The organism is Microbacterium sp. GCS4, assembly GCF_001262495.1.
Taxonomy (GTDB): Bacteria; Actinomycetota; Actinomycetes; order Actinomycetales; family Microbacteriaceae; genus Microbacterium.
In genome coordinates this window covers 805,320-827,518 of record NZ_LGYE01000002.1, presented here as the reverse complement: position 1 = coordinate 827,518, position 22,199 = coordinate 805,320, and the positions used below count along the sequence as shown (strand labels likewise).

At 70.2% G+C, this 22,199-nt stretch carries 22 protein-coding genes and 1 tRNA gene; 8 read left to right on the top strand and 15 right to left on the bottom strand.

Going from position 1 to position 22,199, the window contains the following annotated elements:
* Positions 1-17: 17 nt before the first annotated feature.
* Positions 18-746: a hypothetical protein gene (locus AKH00_RS18450; RefSeq protein WP_327037268.1), complete on the top strand. Its 729-nt coding sequence runs from the start codon at positions 18-20 to the stop codon at positions 744-746.
* Between the two features lie 44 nt (positions 747-790).
* Here AKH00_RS18450 and pth read toward each other — a convergent pair whose 3' ends face one another.
* Both pth and AKH00_RS11240 read right to left on the bottom strand, forming a co-directional pair.
* Complete coding sequence (pth, locus tag AKH00_RS11245) at positions 791-1,372, bottom strand: aminoacyl-tRNA hydrolase (RefSeq protein ID WP_050722769.1); 582 nt, start codon at positions 1,370-1,372, stop codon at positions 791-793.
* Positions 1,373-1,488: 116 nt separating this feature from the next.
* Positions 1,489-2,118 carry a 50S ribosomal protein L25/general stress protein Ctc gene (locus AKH00_RS11240; protein ID WP_050722768.1) on the bottom strand — a complete coding sequence of 210 codons (630 nt, stop codon included), beginning with the start codon at positions 2,116-2,118 and terminating at the stop codon, positions 1,489-1,491.
* 220 nt (positions 2,119-2,338) lie between these two features.
* Here AKH00_RS11240 and AKH00_RS18385 point away from each other — a divergent pair, with 220 nt between their 5' ends.
* The 4 genes from AKH00_RS18385 to AKH00_RS11225 all read left to right on the top strand — a co-directional run bounded on the left by AKH00_RS18385 (position 2,339) and on the right by AKH00_RS11225 (position 6,339).
* Entirely contained in the window at positions 2,339-2,464 is a 126-nt protein-coding gene (locus tag AKH00_RS18385; RefSeq protein ID WP_268768105.1) for a hypothetical protein, read from the top strand.
* Positions 2,465-2,543: 79 nt separating this feature from the next.
* Entirely contained in the window at positions 2,544-3,998 is a 1,455-nt protein-coding gene (gene gndA, locus AKH00_RS11235; RefSeq protein ID WP_152926158.1) for an NADP-dependent phosphogluconate dehydrogenase, read from the top strand.
* Positions 3,999-4,111: 113 nt separating this feature from the next.
* Positions 4,112-4,840 carry a response regulator transcription factor gene (locus AKH00_RS11230; protein WP_050722766.1) on the top strand — a complete coding sequence of 243 codons (729 nt, stop codon included), beginning with the start codon at positions 4,112-4,114 and terminating at the stop codon, positions 4,838-4,840.
* A 26-nt stretch (positions 4,841-4,866) separates the two neighbouring features.
* Entirely contained in the window at positions 4,867-6,339 is a 1,473-nt protein-coding gene (locus tag AKH00_RS11225) for a sensor histidine kinase (RefSeq protein ID WP_050722765.1), read from the top strand.
* A gap of 131 nt (positions 6,340-6,470) precedes the next feature.
* Here the strand turns inward: AKH00_RS11225 and AKH00_RS11220 are convergent, their stop codons facing one another.
* The 6 genes from AKH00_RS11220 to AKH00_RS11195 all read right to left on the bottom strand — a co-directional run bounded on the left by AKH00_RS11220 (position 6,471) and on the right by AKH00_RS11195 (position 12,091).
* Positions 6,471-8,045 (bottom strand): FAD-dependent oxidoreductase, encoded by a 1,575-nt coding sequence (locus tag AKH00_RS11220; protein WP_050722764.1) that lies wholly within the window; start codon positions 8,043-8,045, stop codon positions 6,471-6,473.
* 44 nt (positions 8,046-8,089) lie between these two features.
* The gene (locus tag AKH00_RS11215; RefSeq protein ID WP_050722763.1) at positions 8,090-8,947 is read right to left on the bottom strand and encodes an FAD:protein FMN transferase; all 858 of its coding nucleotides are present in this window, start codon (positions 8,945-8,947) and stop codon (positions 8,090-8,092) included.
* An 18-nt stretch (positions 8,948-8,965) separates the two neighbouring features.
* Positions 8,966-9,421, bottom strand: a complete 456-nt coding sequence (locus AKH00_RS11210; protein WP_050722762.1) for an FMN-binding protein — start codon at positions 9,419-9,421, stop codon at positions 8,966-8,968.
* A gap of 105 nt (positions 9,422-9,526) precedes the next feature.
* A complete protein-coding gene (locus AKH00_RS11205) occupies positions 9,527-10,561 on the bottom strand; it encodes a ribose-phosphate diphosphokinase (RefSeq protein ID WP_050722761.1) in 1,035 nt (344 codons plus the stop codon).
* Between the two features lie 8 nt (positions 10,562-10,569).
* Complete coding sequence (gene glmU / locus AKH00_RS11200; RefSeq protein ID WP_050722760.1) at positions 10,570-12,018, bottom strand: bifunctional UDP-N-acetylglucosamine diphosphorylase/glucosamine-1-phosphate N-acetyltransferase GlmU; 1,449 nt, start codon at positions 12,016-12,018, stop codon at positions 10,570-10,572.
* 1 nt (position 12,019) lies between these two features.
* A tRNA-Gln gene (locus AKH00_RS11195) sits at positions 12,020-12,091 on the bottom strand.
* A 72-nt stretch (positions 12,092-12,163) separates the two neighbouring features.
* Between AKH00_RS11195 and AKH00_RS11190 the strand changes: the two genes are divergently transcribed.
* Entirely contained in the window at positions 12,164-12,658 is a 495-nt protein-coding gene (locus tag AKH00_RS11190; protein ID WP_050722759.1) for a MarR family winged helix-turn-helix transcriptional regulator, read from the top strand.
* Positions 12,659-12,680: 22 nt separating this feature from the next.
* On the opposite strand, the gene AKH00_RS11185 is transcribed toward AKH00_RS11190, so the two are convergent.
* Positions 12,681-13,634 carry a zinc-binding dehydrogenase gene (locus AKH00_RS11185; RefSeq protein ID WP_161804388.1) on the bottom strand — a complete coding sequence of 318 codons (954 nt, stop codon included), beginning with the start codon at positions 13,632-13,634 and terminating at the stop codon, positions 12,681-12,683.
* A 116-nt stretch (positions 13,635-13,750) separates the two neighbouring features.
* On the opposite strand from AKH00_RS11185, the gene AKH00_RS11180 reads away from it, so the two are divergent.
* Entirely contained in the window at positions 13,751-14,686 is a 936-nt protein-coding gene (locus tag AKH00_RS11180) for a GlxA family transcriptional regulator (RefSeq protein ID WP_050722757.1), read from the top strand.
* A gap of 16 nt (positions 14,687-14,702) precedes the next feature.
* The gene (locus AKH00_RS11175) at positions 14,703-15,635 is read left to right on the top strand and encodes a pseudouridine synthase (RefSeq protein WP_200903838.1); all 933 of its coding nucleotides are present in this window, start codon (positions 14,703-14,705) and stop codon (positions 15,633-15,635) included.
* A gap of 18 nt (positions 15,636-15,653) precedes the next feature.
* Here the strand turns inward: AKH00_RS11175 and AKH00_RS11170 are convergent, their stop codons facing one another.
* The 6 genes from AKH00_RS11170 to AKH00_RS11145 all read right to left on the bottom strand — a co-directional run bounded on the left by AKH00_RS11170 (position 15,654) and on the right by AKH00_RS11145 (position 22,197).
* A complete protein-coding gene (locus AKH00_RS11170; RefSeq protein ID WP_050722755.1) occupies positions 15,654-16,313 on the bottom strand; it encodes a methionine ABC transporter permease in 660 nt (219 codons plus the stop codon).
* Positions 16,313-17,356: a methionine ABC transporter ATP-binding protein gene (locus AKH00_RS11165; protein ID WP_050722754.1), complete on the bottom strand. Its 1,044-nt coding sequence runs from the start codon at positions 17,354-17,356 to the stop codon at positions 16,313-16,315. The genes AKH00_RS11170 and AKH00_RS11165 overlap by 1 nt, the downstream gene beginning before the upstream one ends.
* Before the next feature lie 119 nt (positions 17,357-17,475).
* Positions 17,476-18,384, bottom strand: a complete 909-nt coding sequence (locus AKH00_RS11160) for a MetQ/NlpA family ABC transporter substrate-binding protein (protein WP_050722753.1) — start codon at positions 18,382-18,384, stop codon at positions 17,476-17,478.
* Between the two features lie 138 nt (positions 18,385-18,522).
* Entirely contained in the window at positions 18,523-20,322 is a 1,800-nt protein-coding gene (locus AKH00_RS11155) for a Na+/H+ antiporter (protein ID WP_050722752.1), read from the bottom strand.
* Positions 20,323-20,362: 40 nt separating this feature from the next.
* On the bottom strand, positions 20,363-21,148 hold the full coding sequence (locus tag AKH00_RS11150; RefSeq protein ID WP_050722751.1) for an ABC transporter ATP-binding protein: 786 nt from the start codon (positions 21,146-21,148) through the stop codon (positions 20,363-20,365).
* The gene (locus tag AKH00_RS11145; RefSeq protein WP_050722750.1) at positions 21,145-22,197 is read right to left on the bottom strand and encodes a FecCD family ABC transporter permease; all 1,053 of its coding nucleotides are present in this window, start codon (positions 22,195-22,197) and stop codon (positions 21,145-21,147) included. Before AKH00_RS11145 ends, AKH00_RS11150 begins: the two co-directional genes overlap by 4 nt.
* Between the last annotated feature and the right edge of the window lie 2 nt (positions 22,198-22,199).

Genomic DNA, 22,199 nt, shown 5'->3' with positions numbered 1-22,199 from the left:
CGCCCTAGGATGGGGGCGTGAGCGATCAGCAGCAGCCCCCGTCCGGCTCCGTCCCACCCGAGCCTGCTCCCGAGCACATCCCCGCGCCCGCCCCGCCGGCGTACAGCGAGGCACCTCCCGCTCCCCCGGCATACGCCACAGCACCACCGGCCCCTCCTGTGTACACCCCGGCGGGATACAGTGAGGCACCTCCCGCTCCGCCGGCATACGACGCCGGACCTCCCGTTCCCCCGGCATCCGCACCGGCAGGGTTCCCGGCACCAGGGGCTCCTACGCCCCAGGCCGCCCCTCCCGGCGCGTACCAGGTCCCCGTGGGCGGCTACGCGCCGTCGCCCGGCGGATACCAGGTACCTGAAGTCCCGGCACGGAAGTCCGGCTTCCTCGGCATCCTGGCCCTCGTCCTCGCGATCGTCGCCGGGGTGGTGGTCCCGATCGTCGCGGGCGTCGCAGGCTTCGAGATCGGCGTCCGCATCCCGTCAGGCATCGACACGAACGATCCCGAGCTGCTCTCGACCCTCTCCCCCGCACGGGATCAGGTCCTCTGGGCCGAGATCGCCTTCTGGGCCGGCACCGTGCTCGGCATCGCGGCCATCGTCATCGGGATCCTGGGCATCGTCCGCCGGCAGGGCCGAGGGGCGGGGATCGCCGCTCTCGTCGTGGCCGCCATCGCCCCCGTGATCTTCTGGGTCGTCCTGGTCGTCACGATCGCCACGGGGACGGCATCCGGCTTCCTACCTGCGACCTGACCCCGGGCCGGCCCGAACCTCAGGCCCCCTGTGCGGCCGTACCGCTAGCGCGGAGCGTGGTGCTTCTGCTGCGCTGCGACAAGGCCCTCCGCGACGAGCAGCTCGACGGCGTCGGCTCCGTCGGACACGAGGATCGGCAGGTTCGCGCGCTCCTCCTTGCCGAAAGGCGACAGGACCCAGTCTGCCGGATCCTGACGTCCGACCGGACGCCCGATGCCGACGCGCACCCGCGGGAAGTCCGGCGTGGTGAGGGCACGGGCGATGTCGCGCACGCCGTTGTGTCCGCCGTGGCCGCCTCCGGTCTTGAGCTTGACGGTGTCGAAGGGGATGTCGAGCTCGTCGTGCACGACGATGATGCGCTCCGCGGGCACGGAGTAGAAGCGCGCGAGCGCGGCGACCGGAGTGCCTGAGACGTTCATGAACGTGTTCGGCTTGGCGAGCACGAGCTTGTCGCCGCCGGGGCGCAGCCACGTCTCGACGACCCGCGCACCGCCCTTGTGCTCGCGGAACGACTCCCCGCGGCGAGCGGCGAGCTCGTCGACGACCATCTGACCGATGTTGTGCCGCGTGGCCTCGTAGCGAGGGCCGGGGTTGCCGAGTCCGACCACCAGCCAGGTGGATGCCATGTCTCGTCCTCTCGGATGCCGGGACGTGCGGTCCCGGGTCAGGATACGACAGAGGGGGCGCGATCTGCTCGCGCCCCCTCTGTGGAGCAGTCAGCTGTGCGCTGCGCCGGCGGAGGTCACTCCGCGGCGTCCTCCTGCGCTGCCTCTTCCTCGGTCTCGCCCTCGGCGGGCTCCTCGGTCTCGGCGTCGGCGTCGCTCTCGAGGTCGAGGACCGGCACGGTCACGGCGACCACGAGGACCTCGGGGTCGGTCAGCAGCGTCGCGCCCTTGGGGAGCGTGACGTCGGCGGCCGTGATGTGCGCGCCCTCCTCGAGACCCTCGACCGAGACCTCGACGTTCTGCGGGATGTGCGTGGCCTCGACCTCGAGCGACAGCGTGGTCGCGTCGAGGTTGGCGATCGTGCCGGCGAAGGACTCGCCCGTGACGACGACGGGGACGTCGATCGTGACCTTCTCGCCCTTCTTCACGACGAGCAGGTCGATGTGCTCGATGATCTGGTGCACCGGGTCCTTCTGGACGTCCTTGACCAGTGCGAGCTGCTCCTTGCCCGCGATGTCGAGCTCGAGCAGCGCGTTCGCGCGGCGGATGATGAGCGAGACCTGGTGGCCGGGCAGTGCGACGTGCACGGGCTCGGTGCCGTGGCCGTAGATGACGGCGGGGATCTTGCCGGCGGCGCGGAGGCGGCGGGCGAAGCCCTTGCCGAAGCTCTCGCGGAGCTCGGCGACGACCTTGGTGTCTTCAGACATGGGGTTCTCCTTCGGGGCACGCAGCGAGGCTGCGCGGTGGTCTGGGATTCGAACTCGGACGCAGACGCGTGAGGAAAGCCACCGGGCTTGCTTCGCCGCGTCGATAACGGATGTGCGCGCACGCGCGCAGGCATCCCTCGCCGAGGTACTCCCCTCATCGTACCAAACCACCCGGTAGGCTGAGGACACCGTTCCCTCGTACAGAACACGGAGTCACCTCATGCTCGACGGCGCCCTCTTCTCGCACGTGATCGCCTGGGTCATCGGAGCGATGACCGTCTGCGCTGCCGTCACGACCTTCGCGGCACTGTTCTCGCTCGGCCGCTCGGGCTACCGCAAGGACTGACAGCGACACACGCGCGGCTGACGGGCTCCCGCCGCGATAATCTGGAGGCATCCCAACCTTCACGATCGAGGAGCCTTCTGTGCCCGGAGCATCAGCCAACATCGGAGTCGTCGGACTCGCCGTCATGGGGTCGAACCTCGCCCGCAACCTCGCGAGCCGCGAGGGCAACACGGTGGCGATCTTCAACCGCAGCTACGAGAAGACCGAGACGCTCGTCTCCGAGCACCCCGAGGCCGGTTTCCTCCCCGCGAAGACCTACCAGGAGTTCGCCGACAGCCTGCAGAAGCCGCGCACCGCGATCATCATGGTCAAGGCTGGTCGCCCCACGGATGCCGTGATCGACTCGCTGCTCGAGGTCTTCGAGCCCGGCGATATCATCGTCGACGGCGGCAACGCGTACTTCCCCGACACGATCCGCCGCGAGAAGGCCGTACGCGAGACGGGCGTGAACTTCGTCGGCGCGGGCATCTCCGGCGGCGAGGAGGGCGCGCTGACCGGGCCGTCGATCATGCCGGGCGGTTCGGATGAGTCGTGGGTCACGCTCGGTCCGATCCTGAAGTCCATTGCCGCGGTCGCGGAGGGCGAGCCCTGCGTGACGCACGTCGGCCACGACGGCGCGGGCCACTTCGTGAAGATGGTGCACAACGGCATCGAGTACGCCGACATGCAGCTCATCGCCGAGGCCTACGACCTCATCCGTCGCGGCACCGGCAAGACGCCCGCCGAGATCGCCGACATCTTCGCCGAGTGGAACCGCGGCGAACTGGAGTCGTACCTGATCGAGATCACCGCCGAGGTGCTCCGCCAGATCGACGCCGCCACCGGCCAGCCTCTCGTCGACGTGATCGTCGACCAGGCCGGCGCCAAGGGCACCGGTGCGTGGACCGTGCAGACCGCGCTCTCCCTCGGCGTCCCGGTCTCCGGCATCGCCGAGGCCACCTTCGCCCGCTCGCTCTCCAGCCACCCCGAGCAGCGCGCCGTCGCCGCCGCCCTCCCCGGCCCCGACGACGAGTTCACCGTCGCTCCCGAGGACGTCGACGCGTTCATCGAGGACGTGCGCCTCGCGCTCTACGCGTCGAAGATCGTCGCCTACTCCCAGGGCTTCGACGAGATCCGCGCCGGCGCCGCCGAGTACGACTGGAACATCGACCTCGGCGCCATCTCGAAGATCTGGCGCGGCGGCTGCATCATCCGCGCCCAGTTCCTCAACCGCATCGCCGACGCCTACGCCGCAGAGCCCGGCCTTCCCGTGCTCATGACGGCACCGTACTTCGCCGAGGCCCTCACCCGCGGCCAGGCCGCCTGGCGTCGCGTGGTCGTGACCGCCGCGCAGTCCGGCATCCCCGCCCCGGCCTTCTCCTCGTCGCTGTCGTACTACGACGGCATCCGCGCCGATCGCCTCCCCGCCGCGCTCGTGCAGGGCCAGCGCGACTTCTTCGGCGCGCACACCTACAAGCGCATCGACAAGGACGGCACTTTCCACACCCAGTGGTCCGGCGACCGCACCGAGATCGAAGCCGAAGACACACACTGAGCGTGTCTTCCACGATGAAGGCCCCGGCTGCTGCAGCCGGGGCCTTCATCGTTCACAGACAACGCATAAGGGTCTCCATAGAAATCACATAGGAGATTCCGCAGAATGGGGTCATGACCAACGACCTGCCCGAACTGCGCCGTCCCGACGGCTCCCCGCTGCGCATCCTCGCCGTCGACGACGAGCAGATGCTGACGGACCTTCTCGCGATGGCGCTGCGGATGGAGGGCTGGGAGGTGCGCACCGCCTCCTCAGGACTGGAGGCTCTCCAGGTCGCCCGGGAGTTCGAGCCCGACGCCCTGGTGCTCGACATCATGATGCCTGACCTCGATGGGATGTCCGTGCTGCGACGCCTGCGCGAAGCCGGCAACCTCGTGCCCGTGCTGTTCCTCACCGCGAAGGATGCCGTGGGCGATCGCGTCGCGGGCCTCACCGCCGGCGGCGACGACTACGTCACGAAGCCGTTCAGCCTCGAGGAGGTCATCGCCCGTCTGCGTGCCATCATCCGCCGCACCGGGCATGCCACCGCCGACGATGGGCAGTCGATCCTCCGCGTCGCCGACCTCACCCTGAACGAGGACAGCCACGAGGTGGTGCGCGACGGCACTGAGATCGAGCTCACCGCCACGGAGTTCGAGCTGCTGCGCTACCTGATGCGCAACGAGCGACGCGTGCTGTCGAAGGCACAGATCCTCGACCGCGTGTGGAGCTACGACTTCGGCGGCAAATCCTCCGTGGTCGAGCTGTACATCTCGTACCTGCGCAAGAAGATCGACGCCGGACGCACTCCCCTGCTGCACACCGTGCGCGGCGTCGGCTACATGATCAAGGCCCCGCAGTGACCACCACGAGGGTGGCGGGACGGCCGATGAGTCTGCAGACACGGCTCATGACCGCCGTGATCGGATTCGTGTCCCTCATCCTCGTGATCGTCGCGGTCATCACCAGCGCGACTCTGGGAGCGACCCTCGAGACGCAGCTCGCGGTCCGCCTGAACAGCTACTCCTCGCAGGTCACGCAGTGGGTCAGCCAGATCCCTGCACAGTATGCCACCATCGACAACATCCTGGAGTCCCACAACGCGAACGTGCCCGGCCTGCTGCTCGCGGTATCGAGCTCGGAGGGCGGCACCAGCGGCGTCGTGTTCCCCGACACCCGAGGGGAGTGGGGCGGAGTCTCGCAGCCGCTGACCACCGCGGACCTCCAGCAGATCGACGCCGCGCTCGGAGGGGAACGGAGCGGCACGGTGGCGCTCGAGGACTTCGGCACCTACATGGTCGTCGCGCAGAAGGCCGCGAACGGCGCGAACGTCGTGACCGGTCTCCCCCGCACCGAGATCCAGAACCAGCTCACCACGCTGCTGACAGTCATCGTGCTGGCGACGATAGGCGGGCTCATCCTGCTCGCTCTGACCACCGCGATCACGATCCGGGTCGGGCTGCGACCCCTGCGCGCGGTCGCCGCGACCGCGACGCGCGTCGCGAACCAGCCCCTCGACCGCGGAGAGGTGCAGATCACCGAGCGCGTGCCCGCCGCGGAGGCCGACCCGCGCACCGAGACCGGGCTCGTGGGCGCCTCGCTCAACAAGCTGCTCGACCACGTGAACTCCTCCCTTGCAGCACGTCAGAAGAACGAAGAGCAGATGCGTCGGTTCGTCGCGGACGCGAGCCACGAGCTGCGCACGCCTCTGGCCTCGATCCGCGGGTACTCCGAGCTGTCGCTGCGCGCTCTGAGCCAGCAGCAGGGTCCCGCGGCGATCGAGGGCACCACGACCTCTCTCGAGCGCATCCAGGCGCAGTCGCTGCGCATGACCCGGCTTGTCGAGGACCTGCTGCTGCTCGCGCGCCTCGACGAGGGGCGTGAGCTCGTGTACGGCACGGTCGACCTCACCCAGCTCGCGCTGGAGGGGCTGTCGGATGCACGCCCCACCGCCGCCGACCATCGATGGAGCATCGACGTGCCCGACGAGCCGATCGTCGTGCTGGGGGATGCGGGGCGGATGCATCAGGTCGTCGCGAACCTGCTCGCGAACGCCCGCACGCACACCCCCGCAGGCACCGAGATCACCCTCAGCGTGAGCCGCGAGGGCGACGACGCCGTGCTGCGCGTGCACGACGACGGCCCCGGCATCGATCCGAGCGTCCGCGAGGAACTCTTCGCCAGGTTCGCCCGTGCCGATACGTCTCGCGCCCGTCAGACCGGCGGCACCGGCCTGGGCCTCGCGATCGCGAAAGCCATCGTCGAGGGGCATGGCGGACGGATCACCGTGCAGAGCGAACCCGGAGACACGACGTTCACCGTGCGCATCCCCGTCAACCCCGGCACGCCCGCCGGCGCCTGACGTCTGATCCGGCATCCCACCCGACCTACCGACGTCCCGATCCGCGGACGTCGTCCCGATCCGCCGACCGACCCGGCGATTCCGTCAGCCGATCGGGACGCGGCCCGCTGTTCGGGACGCGCGCCGAAGCCTCAGTAGCCGGCGAAGGCGTCGGTCGTGAGCGTGCGGGCCTTCTGCAGGGCGGGGGCGAGGTCGGCGATCAGCCTCGGCGGGCCGGAGATGTACGCGTGGCGCACCCCGATGTCGGGCACGCAGCGCTCCAGCCCCTCGGCGTCGAGGCGCGCGCCCTGCGCCCAGATCCACTGCGGGGGCAGGTCGGCCGGCTCGTCGCGCGTGAACACCACGACGCGAGCGCCCGTCGCCGCGAGCTCATCACGGAAGGCCAGCTCGCTGCTGTCCGAGGCGACGTACACGAGCACGACGTCGCGCTGCTGCCCCGTGCTCTGCAGCTGACGCAGCTGCGACACGAACGGCGTCACGCCGATGCCGGCGGCGACCATCAGCACGGGGGCCTCGGAGCGCGGGAGCAGGAAGTCGCCCCAGGTGCCGGTCACCGCGAGGGTCGCTCCCGGTTCGGCGGCGGCCAGGGCGCGCTTGTAGCTGGACGGATGCTTCTGATCGCCGTTCTTGTAGGCGATGCGCAGGGTCGGCAGGTCGGCGGGCGCCGACACGATGCTGAACTCGCGACGCGTCCCCCGCGCATCGGGCCTGTGGTGAGGAACGTCGAGCTCGAGGTACTGGCCCGCGAGGAACCGCACCTTCCCCCGTGCGCGGAACGTCAGCTCCTGCGCGGTCGGGGTGATGAAGCGGCGGCTCTCGAGCACGAGTCGCACGGATCCTCGCAGCGCGAAGGCAAACGCGAGGAGGTTGCCGATCAGCAGCGCACGCTCCTGTCCGAGGGTGAACAGGGAGCCGATCGCGATGGGCCACCCGGCGAGGACGCCGACGAGCGCCGCGACGGAGAACTGCTGCCAGCGACGCGGCGGCAGCGTGAGCGGTTCCGAGAGCATGAACGCGCCGAGGAAGAGGAACGGCGACTGCAGCACCGCGAAGGAGAGAGCGGACCCGAGGTCGAACGCGATGTCGAACTCCTGCGCCTGTACGGCCTGTCGGAGCACGGACACCGCGATCGCGATCACGAGGAACGCGAGGACGATGCGCACCTTCTCGGTGCGCCAGAGCACCGCGAGGCCGAGGACGGCGACGGGGAGGAACAGCGAGGGCGTGCCGACCCACCACGACGACGAGGTGCCGAGCCACTCGAACGCCCCGAAAGACCCCAGGATCGACACGACCGCGGCACCGAAGGCCGCGGGGTTGAGGATGTGCCGCCCGCGCCACGCGATCAGGTACTTCGACAGGCTCGCGACCACGCCGGCGATCGCGAGACCGAGCAGCGTCGCGGGTTCGAGACCCGGACGCAGCACGAAAAGGAGGATGAGGGCGGTCACGAGCGAGGACTCGATACGCCACGGGAGCCGCAGGAGGCGCTGCGCCGCGGCATCCACGACGGAGATGACGACCGCGAGCACCGCGAAGGAGGCGACGATCTCGAGCGGCGTCGGAGAGACGATCACACCGAGAGCCGACAGGACGATCGCGATGACCGCGAGGCCCAGGAGCGCGAACAGCACCAGGCGGTACATCGAGATGCCGCCGAGGAGTGCGAGCACGCGCTGCCGGAGGGCGGTGAGGGAGGTGATCACGGGTCTACTCTTCCGTACTCGGAGTGGTGAGGGCAGGGTCCGCGCTAGCCGCGCGCGGTGAACAGCTCGACCGGGCAGTCCCGCGAGCGCTCGGCACGTCCGTCGGTCGACATCCGCACCCACTCGACGCCCCACTGCGCGGCGAGGTCCGGGCCGCCGTCGAAGAACAGGGCCGTGGCGACCGCATCGGCGTGCATCGCGTCGGCGCCGATCGCCCAGGTCGCCACCCAGGTGCGGACCGGGATGCCGGTGCGCGCGTCGAGGACGTGATGCAGTCCGTCGCCCCAGGCGCGCCTGTTCGCCGCCGAGGCGCAGAGCGCCGCATCCTGCACCTCCGCCACGCCGATCGCCTTCGTGGCGTCGTAGGGATGCTCGAGGCCGATGCGCACGGCGCCGCCACGCACGCGGATGTCACCGCCGGCGTCGACGACGACATCGCCCGGAACATCCGCGAGCTCCGCGGCCACGAGGTCGACCAGCCGCCCCTTGCCCAACGCGCCCACGTCGAGCAGCGCGGGAGCGGATGCCGTCGCGCCGCGTTCATCCCAGTGGACGATCCCGGTCCAGTGCGCGATCGCGGGCACGGGCTCCCCCGCGACCAGCGAGTAGTCGGGGTCGTAGCCGAGCGCGACGAGGCTGTCGGCCACGAGCGGATTCACGCCGCCATGCGTGGCGGCCGACGCCGCGCGATAGGCGTCGAGCATGGGCGCGGCGTCTGCCGAGGCCAGCATCCCTCCCTCGCGTCCGAGCCTGTGCACCTCTGAGTCGGGGCGGAACCGCGACCAGACCCGATCGAACCGCCCGATCAGGGCGCTCACGCCGTCGCGTCTGACAGCGTCGAGCTCGCTCGCGGTCTCGATCTCCCAGACGGTGCCGATCGCGTCGAAGCGCCAGATCGCCATGGTCGCGGCTCTCCGAGATCAGGCCGCGGCCTGCTCCTTGATCGAGTCGACGGCCTCGTTGAAGCCGCCGCTCGTGAGCGAGGAGCCGGCGACGCGGCTCACGTTCAGCTCGTCGAGGGACTTGCCGACGACCTCGTCCGAGATGCCGTCGATGAACTGCCCCTGGTACTGCTCTGTCTCGCGTGCCTGCGGGTCGCCCGTCACCTCGACGTCCTCCACGACGCCGTCGGCGATCGTCAGCGTCACCGAGATCGTCTCGACGGTCTCCGGCGTCTGGTAGGAGCCGTCGGCCGTGTAGGTGCCGTCCTTGTAGTCGCCGCCCGCGGCGCCGGAGTCGGACGAGGGCGTGCTCGTGTCGGATGCGGGGGACTCGGCATCGGCGTTGCCGGAGCATCCGGCGAGCACGAGGAGCCCCGCGACTCCGAGGACGGCGGAGCCCTTGCGGACAGTGGTCGGTACGGTCGTGCGGATCATGATGGTCCTCCGGCTCGGTCGAGACGACTGTATGTCGCTGAATCGACCGTAGGGATCCTGGCTATGGACCGGCTGTGCCCGAGGTTAGCGTCGCCTAAGCTCGGGCTACGCGTCGCCGCCGAACATGCTCGTGACCGAGCCGTCCTCGAAGACCTCGTGGATCGCACGCGCCAGCATCGGGGCGATCGGGAGGATCGTGAGCGTGTCCCAGCGACGCGACTCCGACAGCGGGATCGTGTCGGTGACGACGACCTCGTCGATCGACGCATCCTGCAGCCGCTCCGAGGCGGGGTCGCTGAAGATCGCGTGGGTCGCGGCGACGATGACACGGTGCGCGCCGTTCGCCTTGAGCGCCTGCGCGGCCTTCACGATCGTGCCGCCCGTGTCGATCATGTCGTCGACGAGGAGACACGTGCGACCCTCGACCGTGCCGACGATCTCGTGGACCGACACCTGGTTCGCGACCTTGGGGTCGCGACGCTTGTGGATGATCGCGAGCGGGGCGCCGAGGCTGTCGGACCACGTGTCGGCGACGCGGACGCGGCCCATGTCGGGCGAGACGACCGTGAGGATCTCGCGGTCGGCGGGGCTCAGCGTGCGCTGGAAGTGCTCGAGCAGCACGGGCTTGGCGAACAGGTGGTCGACGGGACCGTCGAAGAAGCCCTGGATCTGCGCGGCGTGCAGGTCGACGCTCATGACGCGGTCGGCGCCGGCCGTCTTGAGCAGATCGGCGACGAGGCGGGCACTGATCGGCTCGCGGCCGCGGCCCTTCTTGTCCTGACGCGAATACGGATAGTACGGCGCGACGACCGTGATGCGCTTGGCGGAGGCGCGCTTGGCCGCGTCGATCATGATGAGCGTCTCCATCAGCCACTCGTTGACCGGCTCGCCGAACGTCTGGATGAGGAAGAGGTCGCAGCCGCGGATCGACACCTCGAAGCGGGCGTAGATCTCACCCGAGGCGAACGTGCGGTGCTCGGTGGGCACGACCTCGGTGCCGAGAGCCGCGGCGACGGCCGCCGTGAGCTCGGGGTGCGAGCGTCCGCCGGCGACGACGAGCCGCTTCTTGGTCTTGGCGACGAGACCAGGGGCGATGCCGTTGTCCCGATCCAGATCGACCGTCTTCTTCTTGCGCGCCATCAGTCCGCCTACTCCGCCGCTCGCGACCGGGCCGCGGCGTCCGCCGCTCCCGTGCCTGCCCTGTTGTTCTCGACCCAGCCTTCGATGTTGCGCTGGGGGGCGACGCTCATGGCAAGAGCACCGGCGGGGACGTCCTTGCGGACGACGGCTCCGGCACCTGTCTTGGCGCCTGCTCCCAGCCTAACGGGCGCGACGAGGGTCGTGTGCGACCCCGTGTGCACCTCGTCCTCCACCACGGTGCGGTGCTTGTTGACATCGTCGTAGTTGGCGGTGATCGTGCTGGCGCCGAGGTTGACGCCGCGGCCGACGGTCGCATCGCCGACGTATGACAGGTGCGGGACCTTGCTGCCCTCGCCGATCTCGGCGTTCTTGGTCTCGACGTACGCGCCGATCTTACCCTTCGCGCCGAGGACCGTGTTGGGCCGCAGGAAGGAGAAGGGGCCGACGGTCGCCTCGGCGCCGATCACGGCGAGCGTCGCATCGCTGCGGCGGACGATCGCATCCTCGCCCACCTCGCAGTCGACGAGCGTGGTGTCGGGGCCGATGATCGCCCCTGCGCCGATCTTCGTCGCACGCAGGATCTGCGTGTGCGGCAGCAGGGTGACGTCGGGGGCGAGCACGGCGTCGTCGTCGATCCAGGTGGTCGCGGGGTCGACGACCGTGACGCCCTCGAGCTGCCAGCGACGCACTATGCGCTCGTTGAGCAGGCGGCCGACGAGGGCGAGCTGCGCACGGTCATTGACGCCGTAGGTGACGGTGACGTCGGAGACGACGGATGCCGCGACGCGGTCTCCGTCGCGACGGAGCAGCCCCGGGACGTCGGTGAGGTACATCTCGCCCTGGGCGTTGTCGACGCCGATCTCCGGCAGGTAGCGACGCAGTGTCGCCGCGCGGAAGACGTACATCCCTGCGTTGATCTCCCGGACCGCGGCTTCGTCGGCGCTCGCATCCTTCTGCTCGACGATGCGGTCGACGCCGCCGTCGGGGTCCCGGATGACGCGGCCGTACCCCGTGGGGTCGTCGACGACGGCGGTCATGAGCGTCGCGGGAGCGCCCGCCGTGCGGTGCGCGTCGAGGAAGCCGGTGAGCGTGTCGGCGTCCGCCAGCGGGCAGTCGCCCGAGAGCACGAGCACGTCTCCGTCGAACTCGGCGGGGAGCGCGTCGATCGCGACCTGCACGGCACGACCGGTGCCGGGCACCTCGTCCTGGTCGACGAAGACCGCGTCGGGGTAGCTCTCCGACAGCGCTGCGACGACCTGGTCGCGCTCGTGCCGCACGACGACCTCGACGTGGGCGGCGCTGAGCCGCGCGGCCGTCGTGAGCACATGCCCGACGAGCGGGCGCCCGCCGATCGGGTGCAGCACCTTGGGGAGTCGCGACTTCATGCGCGTGCCCTGGCCCGCAGCGAGGATGATGATGGCGAGGTCGCTGCCTGCGACGCTGTCGTTTCCGGTCATGCTCCGCCGCCAGGACTCGAACCTAGACCTCACAGCTCCAAAGGCTGTCGTGCTGCCATTACACCACGGCGGACCGCGGCGCCCCGAGGAGGCCGCCCGTCAAGTCTGCCACGTCTGCCCATGCGCTTCCCGCGATAATGGACGGATGAGCGAGGCGGATGAGGTCGACCGGATCGTCGGCGCGTGGAACACCCAGCGACCGGACCTCGATTTCTCGCCGCTCGAGGTGCTGTCGCGCATGGACCGCCTCACCCGCCTGCTGGATCGTGCGCGGCGGGACGTGTTCCGCCGCAGCGACCTGGAACCCTGGGAGTGGGATGTGCTGTCGGCGCTGCGGCGTGCCGGCTCCCCGTTCCAGCTCTCCCCCAAGCAGCTGCTGCAGCAGACGCTGGTCTCCAGCGGCACCATGACCAACCGCATCGACCGACTGGTCGGCCGACGCTTCGTGCGACGGGAGGCCGACCCGGCCGACGGCCGGAGCGTGCTGGTCACGCTCACGGACGACGGCCGGATCCGGGTGGATGCCGCGATCACGCGCCTGGTCGACGTCGAGGCCGATCTGCTGCAGGGCCTGTCGCGCGGCGATCGTGACCGCCTGGCCGCGCTGCTCCGCAAGCTGAGCCTGAGCTTCGACGCCTGACCACGGCCCGGAGTCGCGGCGATCAGACCTCCGGGTCGACGATCACGACGACTTTTCCCGTCGCGCGTCCGGTCTCGACGCGCTCCTGAGCGGAGACGAGCTCGTCGAGCGGGAACTCCGCGTCGAGGTGCACGGTCACGCGTCCAGCATCCGCGAGGTCGGCGATCTCCCCGAGCTGCACCCCGTCCGCGTGCACGAGGATCCATTCGACGGGCGAGGCGCCCCACTCGGCCAGCTGCGCGCGCTGGGCGTTCGTCAGACCGGTGATGCTGATCACGGAGGTGCCGGGGGCGACGGCCCCACGCGGCGGCAGTGTTCCGTCGACCGTGACGATCACGGCGTCGACGGGCGCGATCGCGGCGAGCGCCTGCTCGTCGCGGTAGTCGACGACCTCGTCCGCGCCCCACGAGCGGACGAGGTCGTGCTTGCCGGGGCTCGCGGTCGCGACGACGGAGGCCCCGCGGGCGACGGCGAGCTGGATCGCCAAGTGCCCCACTCCGCCGGAGCCCCCGAGCACGAGCACCCGCTGCCCCGCGCCCGCATCGGCGCGCACGCCCGCGGCGTCGAGCGCCTGCCAGGCGGTGAGGGCGGCGAGCGGGGCCGCCCCGGCCTGTGCGGTGCTCCACGCCCGCGGGATGCGCGCGAGATCGGATGCCGCGACCGCGGCGTACTCGGCGAGGGTGTGCGCCGCGCGGGGGAACCCGGCGAGCGCGTGGACCCGGTCACCGGCCGCCCACTCCTCGACGTCGTCGCCGACCGCGACCACGACGCCGGCGACGTCCCATCCCGGGCGATCGGAGTAGCGGATGACACCGAAGTCGGTCGCGGCGGCGCGGATCTTGACGTCGACGGGGTTGAGCCCCGCCGCGCCGACGCGGAGGAGCACCTCGTCGGCGGCGGGACGAGGGGCGTCGATCACGGTGATCGAGACGACCTGGGCGGCGGACCCCGGTCCGGTGTACTTCGCTGAGCGCACGGCGCTGCCTTTCTGTCGGGCGGCGTCCCGGTGCATCCGGGGCCGCTGTCCCAGCATCCTCGGCAGCCTCCCGGCCGGATAGTGGCCGGATGGACAACATGTGTCACGATAGAGCCATGCATTCGATCGTCGTCGTGGCCCTCCCCGGGGTGTTCCCCTACGAGCTCGGCGTGCCCGCCCGGTTCTTCCGCGCCGCCGAGAAGGACGGCGTCCCCCTCTACTCCGTCACCACCTGCACCCTGGACGGTCTCCCCGTGGCGACCAACGCCGACTTCTCCGTGACGCCGCAGGCCGACCGGTCCGCGCTCGACACCGCCGACACGATCATCGTGCCGCCGTGGAGCGACGCCGAGGTGTCCGGCGACCCGATCGGCCTCGCCGCCCTCGCCGACCGCCGCATCGTCAGCTACTGCACCGGCGCGTTCACGCTCGCCGCCGCCGGCCTGCTCGACGGTCTCGAGGCCACGACGCACTGGTGCGCCTCGACCGAGTTCGCTCGCCGGTTCCCCCGCGTGCGCCTCCGGGAGGACGAGCTCTTCGTCGACAGCGGCACCGTGCTCACCGCAGCCGGAGCCTCGGCGGCCGTCGACGCGACCATGCATCTGATCGCGAAGGACCATGGGGCGGCGGTCGCCGCGCAGGTCGCGCGGGTGACGCTGGCGGCCCCGCACCGCGGAGGCGGTCAGCGGCAGTTCATCGCCCGACCCACCCTGCCCACCGCCGCCGCCGGCTCGGCCAGCGACATCCAGGCGTGGCTGTCGTCGCGCATCCATGAGCCGCTCTCCCTCGCCGAGGTCGCCGAGCGCTTCGGTATGAGCGTGCGCACGCTGACCCGCCGGTTCCGCTCCGAGACCGGACGGACAGTGGGCGACTGGTTCGCCGACGCCCGCGTCGACAGGGCGCGCGAGCTGCTCGAGACGACCGACCTGCTCATCGACGACGTGGCCTCGCGCTCCGGCTTCGCGACCGGCGCGGCGCTGCGCAAGCACTTCCGCGACCGAATCGGCCTGTCGCCCCAGCAGTACAGATCGCGCTTCGCGCGCGCCGCGTAGGGTGGGTCGAATGGGTATGCCCTCTCCTCTCCCCGTGCGCGACGGCGTCGGGGCGACCCGTCTGCACGTCCCCCTGAAGGGTGAGTGGCCCACGGTCGCGGCGTACATGGTCGAGCGCTTCTTCCACCTCGACCCCGAGCGCCTGCTGGTGCGCTTCGACCGCGGCGAGATCGTCGCCCGCGACGGGCGGCCCCTCGCTCGGGATACGCCCCTGGGCGCCGAGGAGTTCGTCTGGTACTACCGCGAGCCGCCGGTGGAGGGCGAGGTGCCCTTCGAGATCGAGGTGCTGCACCAGGACGCCGACCTCGTCGTGATCGACAAGCCGCACTTCCTGCCCACGACGCCGGGCGGCCGGTTCCTGCAGAACTCGGCGCTCGTGCGCCTTCGCAACCTGCTCGACAACCCCGAGCTCGCGCCGATCCACCGCCTCGACCGCGCCACGGCCGGGCTGCTGATGTTCTCCGCCCGCCCGGCGACACGCGGCGCCTACCAGCTCATGTTCGAGCGCCGACAGGTGCAGAAGGTGTACGAGGCGGTGTCCGCGCGGCCCGCGGACTGGGATGCCAGCTCCTACCCGCTCGTGTATCGCAACCACATCGTCAAGCATCGCGGCGAGGTGCGCGTGCGCGTCGAGCCGGAGCTCGCACCCAACTCCGAGACGCTGATCGACGTGCTGCACACGGACGACGACGTCGTGCATGCGCTGCTGCGTCCACACAGCGGCAAGATGCATCAGCTGCGCGTGCACCTCGCGGCGCTCGGCCTCGGCATCCTGCACGACGGCTTCTACCCCGAGCTCCTCCCGGAGGCACCGGACGACTTCAGCCGGCCGTTGCAGCTGCTCGCGCGCGAACTCCACTTCGTCGATCCGCTGAGCGGCGAGGACCGCGTCTTCACGACTCGGCGCGCGCTCGACTTCGCGCCGACGGCATCCCGCGCCGCATCCTGACCACCGCGACGGGGCGCGCTACCGGCGCATGACCTTGCGCGCGAGCCGCGCGCCGAGCATCTGCACGAGGTGCACGAACACGACGATCAGCACGATCGCGGCCCACATCACGACGGGCTCGAACTGACGGAAGCCGTAGATCTGCGCGAAGGCTCCGAGCCCGCCGCCGCCGATCAGACCTGCCATCGCCGTCATGTCGATCAGCGCCACGACGACGAACGTGTAGCCGAGGATGAGCGGCCCGAGCGACTCAGGGATCGCGACCGTGAAGAGGATCCGCAGCGGACTCGCTCCCATCGACTTCGCGGCCTCGATGACGCCGGGCGGGACAGAGACCAGGTGCTGCTCGACGATGCGGCCGATCGCGAAGGCCGCCGCGATGCCGATGATGAACGCCCCGGCCGTGGTGCCGATGCCGGTGCCGACGACCACCCGCGCGAAGGGCTGCGCGACCGCGACGAAGAGCACGAACGGGATGGGCCGGAAGAAGTTCACGGCGAGGTTCGCGATCGCCGCCACGACGCCGTTCTGCAGCAGGCCGCCGGGGCGGGTGACGTACAGGATCACGCCGATCACGAGACCCAGGATGCCGCCGAGCACGAGGGCGAACGTCGTCATGTACAGCGTCTCGAGCGCGGCGGACCAGAACTCAGGACCCAGTTCGATCAGACGATCCATCAGCGGGCCTCCTCTCCGGCGAGCTCCGTGACCTCGACGCGTTCGCCGATCGTCGCGAGCGTGCGGTCGATCGCGGCGCCGTCACCGCGGATCGCGAGCGTCAGGTGCCCGAACGCCCGGCCGCGGATGTCGTTGATCCCGCCGTACACGAGCTCGAAGTCGAGTCCGGCCGCGGCGAGGTCGAGGAAGACCTGGGCCTGCGAGGAGTCTCCGTCGCGGAACGAGAGCGTCACGATGCGTCCAGCGTGCCGCTCGCGCAGCACCGCCAGCTCGGCAGGCGAGGGCACGCCTTTGACGACGGTTCCCACGAAGCGCTGCGAGGCCGGGTTCTGCGGGGCCGAGAACACGTCGAAGACGTCGCCCTGCTCGATCACGCGCCCACGCTCCATGACGGCGACCTTGGTCGCGATGGTCTGGATGACGTCCATCTCGTGCGTGATCACGACGATCGTGACGCCCTGCTCCCGGTTCACGCGCTTCAGGAGGTCGAGCACCTCGTGCGTGGTCTGCGGGTCCAGTGCGCTGGTGGCCTCGTCGGCCAGGAGGATCGCCGGCTTCGTGGCGAGGGCCCGGGCGATGCCCACCCGCTGCTTCTGCCCGCCGGACAGCTGCTCGGGATACGCCTTCGCCTTGTCGGACAGCCCGACGAACGCGAGGAGCTCGGTCACGCGCTCCTCGATGTCGGCCTTCGACCAGCCGGCGAGCTTCAGCGGATAGGCGATGTTGGCCTTCACGGTCCGCGAGGAGAAGAGGTTGAACTGCTGGAAGATCATCCCGATGCCGCTGCGGACCTTGCGCAGCGCGCTCTCGGGCAGCGCGGTGATGTCGACGCCGTCGACGTGGATGGTGCCGCCGGTCGCGGGCTCGAGCGCGTTGATCAGGCGCACGAGCGTCGACTTGCCGGCGCCGGAGTACCCGATGATGCCGAACACGTCACCCTTCTCGATCTCGAGGGTCACCTCGTCGACGGCGATGACCTCGCCGTCGCCCGGGGTGCGGGCGGGATAGGCCTTCGACACGGTGGCCAGGCTCACGATGGGCATGCTTGCTCCGAGATGGATGGTCGGTGGGTTCGTGCGGCGGGGAACGACGAATCGGGTGACGCACGAGGCGCCACCCGATTCTCTCGCATCAGGCGGGGCGGTTCTCACCCCGCACGGAGTCACTTCTTCGCGTCGGCGTCCTTTTGGACCTTCGCGAGCGTGGAGACGAGGTCCTCGACCGGAGTCTGCAGCGCCACGGCGGTGTCGCCCGAGGACTCCTGGAGCCCTGCCTGCACGTCGGCGTTGGTCTGGAAGATCTCGACGAGCTTGAGGTACGTCTCGTTGTCGGCATCCTCGGCGCGTGCCGCGAAGATGTTGACGTACGGCAGCGCGCTGGCGTCCTCGGGGTCGTCCTGTGCGATCGCGTCGTCGAACGTGAGGCCGGCGTCCTCCACGAAGTCGTTGTTGATGATCGCGGCCGCGACGTCGGGCAGTGAGGTGGGGATGAGCGCACCCTCGAGGGCCGTGATCTTGACCTTGGACTTCTCGGTGTCGACCTGCGCGAGGTCGGAGTACGGCGTGCCGCCGTCCTTGAGCTCGACGAGCCCCGCCTGCTGCAGCACGTTGAGCGCACGCGCCTGGTTCGAGGCGTCGTCCGGCACGGCCACCGTCTCGCCCTCGGGGATGTCGTCGACGTCGTCGTACTTCTTGGAGTACAGGCCCAGCGGGTAGATCGCGGTCGAGCCGATCGGCGTCAGGTCGGAGCCCGAGGCGTTGTTGTACTCGGCGAGGTACACGATGTGCTGGAACTGGTTCAGGTCGATCTCGCCCTCGGTGAGTGCGGGGTTCGGCTGCTCGTAGGAACCGAAGTCCACGAGCTCGACCGTGATGCCCTCGTCGGCGGCGGCCTCGACGAACGGGGCCCACTGCGCGTCGCCCTTGCCGACGACGCCGATCTTGACGGTCTCGTCGGCCGAGCCCGAGTCGCCGGAGCCGGCGTCGGAGGATGCCGTCGCGCAGCCCGACAGGGCGATGACGAGCGGGACCGCGGTGAGCGCGGCGAGGAGGGTGGTGGTGCGGCGGGACATGTGAGTACGGATTCCTCTCTTGGGGGACTCGAATACGTTAGGCAGCCCGGGCGACGACTCGACAATCGGGCGTCACAGAGCGTCACGCGCGATCTATCGGAGTATTGGCTTCAGGACGCGCGGGTCGACGGCACCGCGTCAGTCGTACTCCTCGATGCCCTGCAACCGCACCTGCTCGAGGTCGAGCCGGGCGGAGATGCGACGCACGATCAGGTCGTCGACCGCACCCGAGCGGCGGAGCCCCAGCAGCACCTCGCGCTTGCGCTCCAGGAGCGCGAGCTTGAGCCGCGTGTGCTCCTCGTGCCGCAGCAGCGGCGACCGCTGCATCACGTCGACGTCCGTGGAGGTCGCGATCATCTGCAGCGTGCGCACCTCGCCTTCGGCGGAGGTTCCGTCGTCGTCGAACTCCCGCCCGTCATCCGCGGGGACCAGGCTCGGCGTGGCATCCCCTCCCCCGATGCTCTCCCCGGCGGATCCCGCGGCGCCCAGCGGGTCGGGATCGCCGAGCAGGTCGTCGAGGGCCTTCGCCTCAGCGTCCACGATCGCCTGCTCGCGCGCGAGCGCCTTGGCGTTCGAGAACTCCAGCATCTGGTATCCCTCGGCGCGCACGCGGTCGCGCACCTCCTGGCCGATGCCGTGCTCGACCGCGAGATCGTCGAGCGCCGAGAGAGCGGCTCCGGAGATCGTGCGCTCAGCGAGCTCGTACTCCTCGGCCTCGACGTGGTCGACGGGGAACCGCGCCCAGCGCACGATCGCGGGCAGCAGCGGCCCCTGCACGAGCAGGCTCAACAGGATGACGCCGGCGGTGACGAACACGATCTCGTCGCGCCCGGCGATCTCCCCGCCCGTCGCAGCCGACGCGGGAACCGACAGTGCGATCGCGAGCGACACCGCGCCGCGCATCCCGGCCACCGTCGACACCGCACGTGCTCGCGCCCTGGCACCGCGCGCGGGCCTCGGGCCGGTCTGCCGCTGGAACACGACGTTCAGCAGTTGGAAGACGTAGCGCACGACGAGCAGCGTGGCCCACACGGCGAGCGTGATCAGGACGAGCCGACCGATCTCGGCGCCGGAGATCTCGTGCGCCACGTACTGCACCTCGAGCCCGATCAGGACGAAGAGGGCGCCGTTGAGCAGGAACACCCCGAACGGCCAGGCCGCATCCGCCTGACGACGGGACGACGCCGTGGTCACCCGCGGAGACACCCAGGCCACGATCAGGCCCGCGACGACGACGGCGAGCACTCCGGAGGCGTGCACGATCTCGGCGAGCAGGAACGCCGAGAACGGGATGAGCAGCAGGGTCACGTTGATGACGGCGGTCGACGAGGAGCGACGCAGCAGCAGGTAGCCGAGCGCCGCGATCACGACACCGGCCGCGACGCCGCCGAGATAGGACATCAGCACCGACATGGTCACCGAGAGGGGCGTGATGTTGCCGCCCAGCGCGAGCGAGACCGCGATCGCGTACAGCACGAGGGCGGTGCCGTCATTCGTCAGGCTCTCGGCCTTGAGCTTCATGAACATCCGGCGGGGCAGCAGGCGCCCCAGGGCCGCGACCGCGGTGGCATCGGGCGGGGCGACCGCCGCGCCGAGGATGAGTGCGGTCTCCCACGGCATCCCGAACAGCAGGCCGATGCCGGCGACCGCGAACGCGGACGCCACCACGAGCAGCGTGCTCATCGGCAGGATGTAGCGGAAGTCGCGGCGGATCGAGCGCAGCGAGGTCGTGAGGCTCTCCCAGAACAGCATCACCGGCAGGAACAGCAGCAGCACGGTCTCGGGCGGCAGCTGGATCTCCCGCAGCTGCGGCACGAAACCCAGCGCGAGTCCCAGGATGACGAGGACGAGGGGCAGAGCGAGTCGGACGCGGGGTGCGAGCAGCGCTCCGACGAGGATCGTGAGTCCGATCAGAACGGTTACTTCGAGGCCTTCCATCCCTGTCTCCCAACGCAGATGGGAGAAGGATATTCCTCTCTCAGCCGTGCGACCAGCGCGGCACCACGAGCGGGCTGCCCGATTCGGGATCGGCGATCACCCGAGCGTCCAGGCCGAACACGTGCGCGACGAGGGATTCGGTGATCACCTCACCCGGCCGTCCGCTCGCCACGACCGCGCCGTCCTTCATCGCGACGATGTGATCGGCGTACCGCGCCGCCTGGTTGAGATCGTGCAGCACCGCGACGAGCGTCGTGCCCGCGGCGCGGTTGAGTGCACGGCACAGCTCGAGGAGTTCGACCTGGTGGCTGAGGTCGAGGTACGTCGTCGGCTCGTCGAGGAGCAGGATGGGCGTCTGTTGCGCGAGGGCGACCGCCATCCACACGCGCTGCCGCTGCCCGCCGGAGAGCTCGTCGACGAGACGGCCGGACAGGTGACGGATGCCGGTCGCATCCATGGCCTCCGCCACGGCGGCCTCGTCGTCGGGAGACCAGGGCGAGAACAGTTTCTGATGCGGGTACCGGCCGCGCGACACGAGATCGATCACGCGGATGCCGTCGGGCGCGACCGGGCCCTGCGGCAGCAGTCCCACCTCACGTGCAACGTGCTTGGTCGGCAGGCGATGCAGGCTCTCCCCGTCGAGGAGCACGCTGCCCCGGGCGGGCTGCAGCAAGCGTGTCAGGCTCTTCAGCAGCGTGGACTTGCCGCACGCGTTCGGACCCACGATCACCGTGAAGGCGCCGTCGGGGATCTCGACCGACACCTCCTCGCAGACGATGCGGTCGGCGTAGCCGAGCGCGGCCTCAGCCACGGTCAGACGGGTCATCTTCTCTTCCCTTCTCTCAGCAGCAGCCAGAGGAAGTACAGTCCGCCGATCGAGACGGTCACGATGCCGACGGGCAGGGGCGAATCGGGATGGATGCGCTGCGCGACGACATCCGCGAGCAGGAGCAGCAGCGACCCGACCGCGGCGGTCGGCCCGAGGGCGAGACCGTCGGAGCGCACGATGCGACGCGCGATCTGCGGGGCGGCGAGCGCGATGAAGGAGATGGGCCCGACGGTCGCGGTCGCGAGCGCCGTGAGGCCCACGCCCACCACGATCGCACACACCTGCACGAGGCGGACGTTCTGGCCGAGGGCCGTGGCGAACGGCACGCCGATCTGCATGAGGCGCATCGGACGGCTCAGCAGGAGTGCCGCGACGATGAAGGCACCCGAGCCCGCGAGCGTGGTCGCAACGGTAGGCCAGGAGACACCCGAGAGGTTGCCGGCACCCCAGAGCCCCGCCATGATCGCATCCTCCACGGTCGCGTTCAGGAGGATCCACACGTTCACGGACGCGAGCATCGCGCTCACGCCAATCCCGACGATGATGAGCCGCACTCCCCGGACGGCACCGCGGCGAGAGGCGAGCAGGAAGACGAGGAACGCCGTCGCGACGCCGCCGACCAGCGCGCCGCCCATGGTCGCCGCCGACCCTCCGCCGAGCAGCAGCATCACCACGAGCGCCCCCGTGTACGAACCGGTCTGGAAGCCGATCACGTCGGGCGAGCCGAGTGGATTCCCGGTGAGGTTCTGGAAGATCGCTCCGCTCATCGCGAGGCACGCGCCGAGCAGCACCGCGATCACGATGCGCGGGGCACGCCACTCCAGCACGACCATCGTCGTGTACTCGTCCCCCCGGCCGGCGAGTGCGGCCATCGCCTCGGGGAAGGAGATCTGGGCGGATCCGGAGAACACCGCGAACACGGCGAGCGCGGCCGTGGCGATCCAGAGCCCCGCGCACACACGCAGGGAGCGGGCGTCGACGAGCATCCACGGGCGGCCTGGTGGGCCGACCCGGTGCATCGTCCGGCCGAAGTCGAGATCGGTCATGC

What these genes read in the sequence shown, in the direction of transcription:
- AKH00_RS11240 (WP_050722768.1), bottom strand. Translation starts at nt 2,118, where the DNA reads ATGTCTGAAGACACCAAGGTCGTCGCCGAGCTCCGCGAGAGCTTCGGC.
- AKH00_RS11165 (WP_050722754.1), bottom strand. Translation starts at nt 17,356, where the DNA reads ATGCCCATCGTGAGCCTGGCCACCGTGTCGAAGGCCTATCCCGCCCGC.
- AKH00_RS11170 (WP_050722755.1), bottom strand. Translation starts at nt 16,313, where the DNA reads ATGGATCGTCTGATCGAACTGGGTCCTGAGTTCTGGTCCGCCGCGCTC.
- AKH00_RS11215 (WP_050722763.1), bottom strand. Translation starts at nt 8,947, where the DNA reads ATGGCGATCTGGCGCTTCGACGCGATCGGCACCGTCTGGGAGATCGAG.
- glmU (WP_050722760.1), bottom strand. Translation starts at nt 12,018, where the DNA reads ATGACCGGAAACGACAGCGTCGCAGGCAGCGACCTCGCCATCATCATC.
- AKH00_RS11190 (WP_050722759.1), top strand. Translation starts at nt 12,164, where the DNA reads ATGAGCGAGGCGGATGAGGTCGACCGGATCGTCGGCGCGTGGAACACC.
- AKH00_RS18385 (WP_268768105.1), top strand. Translation starts at nt 2,339, where the DNA reads ATGCTCGACGGCGCCCTCTTCTCGCACGTGATCGCCTGGGTCATCGGA.
- AKH00_RS11145 (WP_050722750.1), bottom strand. Translation starts at nt 22,197, where the DNA reads ATGACCGATCTCGACTTCGGCCGGACGATGCACCGGGTCGGCCCACCA.
- AKH00_RS11225 (WP_050722765.1), top strand. Translation starts at nt 4,867, where the DNA reads ATGAGTCTGCAGACACGGCTCATGACCGCCGTGATCGGATTCGTGTCC.
- AKH00_RS11180 (WP_050722757.1), top strand. Translation starts at nt 13,751, where the DNA reads ATGCATTCGATCGTCGTCGTGGCCCTCCCCGGGGTGTTCCCCTACGAG.
- AKH00_RS11175 (WP_200903838.1), top strand. Translation starts at nt 14,703, where the DNA reads ATGCCCTCTCCTCTCCCCGTGCGCGACGGCGTCGGGGCGACCCGTCTG.
- AKH00_RS11205 (WP_050722761.1), bottom strand. Translation starts at nt 10,561, where the DNA reads ATGGCGCGCAAGAAGAAGACGGTCGATCTGGATCGGGACAACGGCATC.
- AKH00_RS11230 (WP_050722766.1), top strand. Translation starts at nt 4,112, where the DNA reads ATGACCAACGACCTGCCCGAACTGCGCCGTCCCGACGGCTCCCCGCTG.
- AKH00_RS11210 (WP_050722762.1), bottom strand. Translation starts at nt 9,421, where the DNA reads ATGATCCGCACGACCGTACCGACCACTGTCCGCAAGGGCTCCGCCGTC.
- AKH00_RS11150 (WP_050722751.1), bottom strand. Translation starts at nt 21,148, where the DNA reads ATGACCCGTCTGACCGTGGCTGAGGCCGCGCTCGGCTACGCCGACCGC.
- pth (WP_050722769.1), bottom strand. Translation starts at nt 1,372, where the DNA reads ATGGCATCCACCTGGCTGGTGGTCGGACTCGGCAACCCCGGCCCTCGC.
- AKH00_RS11160 (WP_050722753.1), bottom strand. Translation starts at nt 18,384, where the DNA reads ATGTCCCGCCGCACCACCACCCTCCTCGCCGCGCTCACCGCGGTCCCG.
- AKH00_RS11155 (WP_050722752.1), bottom strand. Translation starts at nt 20,322, where the DNA reads ATGGAAGGCCTCGAAGTAACCGTTCTGATCGGACTCACGATCCTCGTC.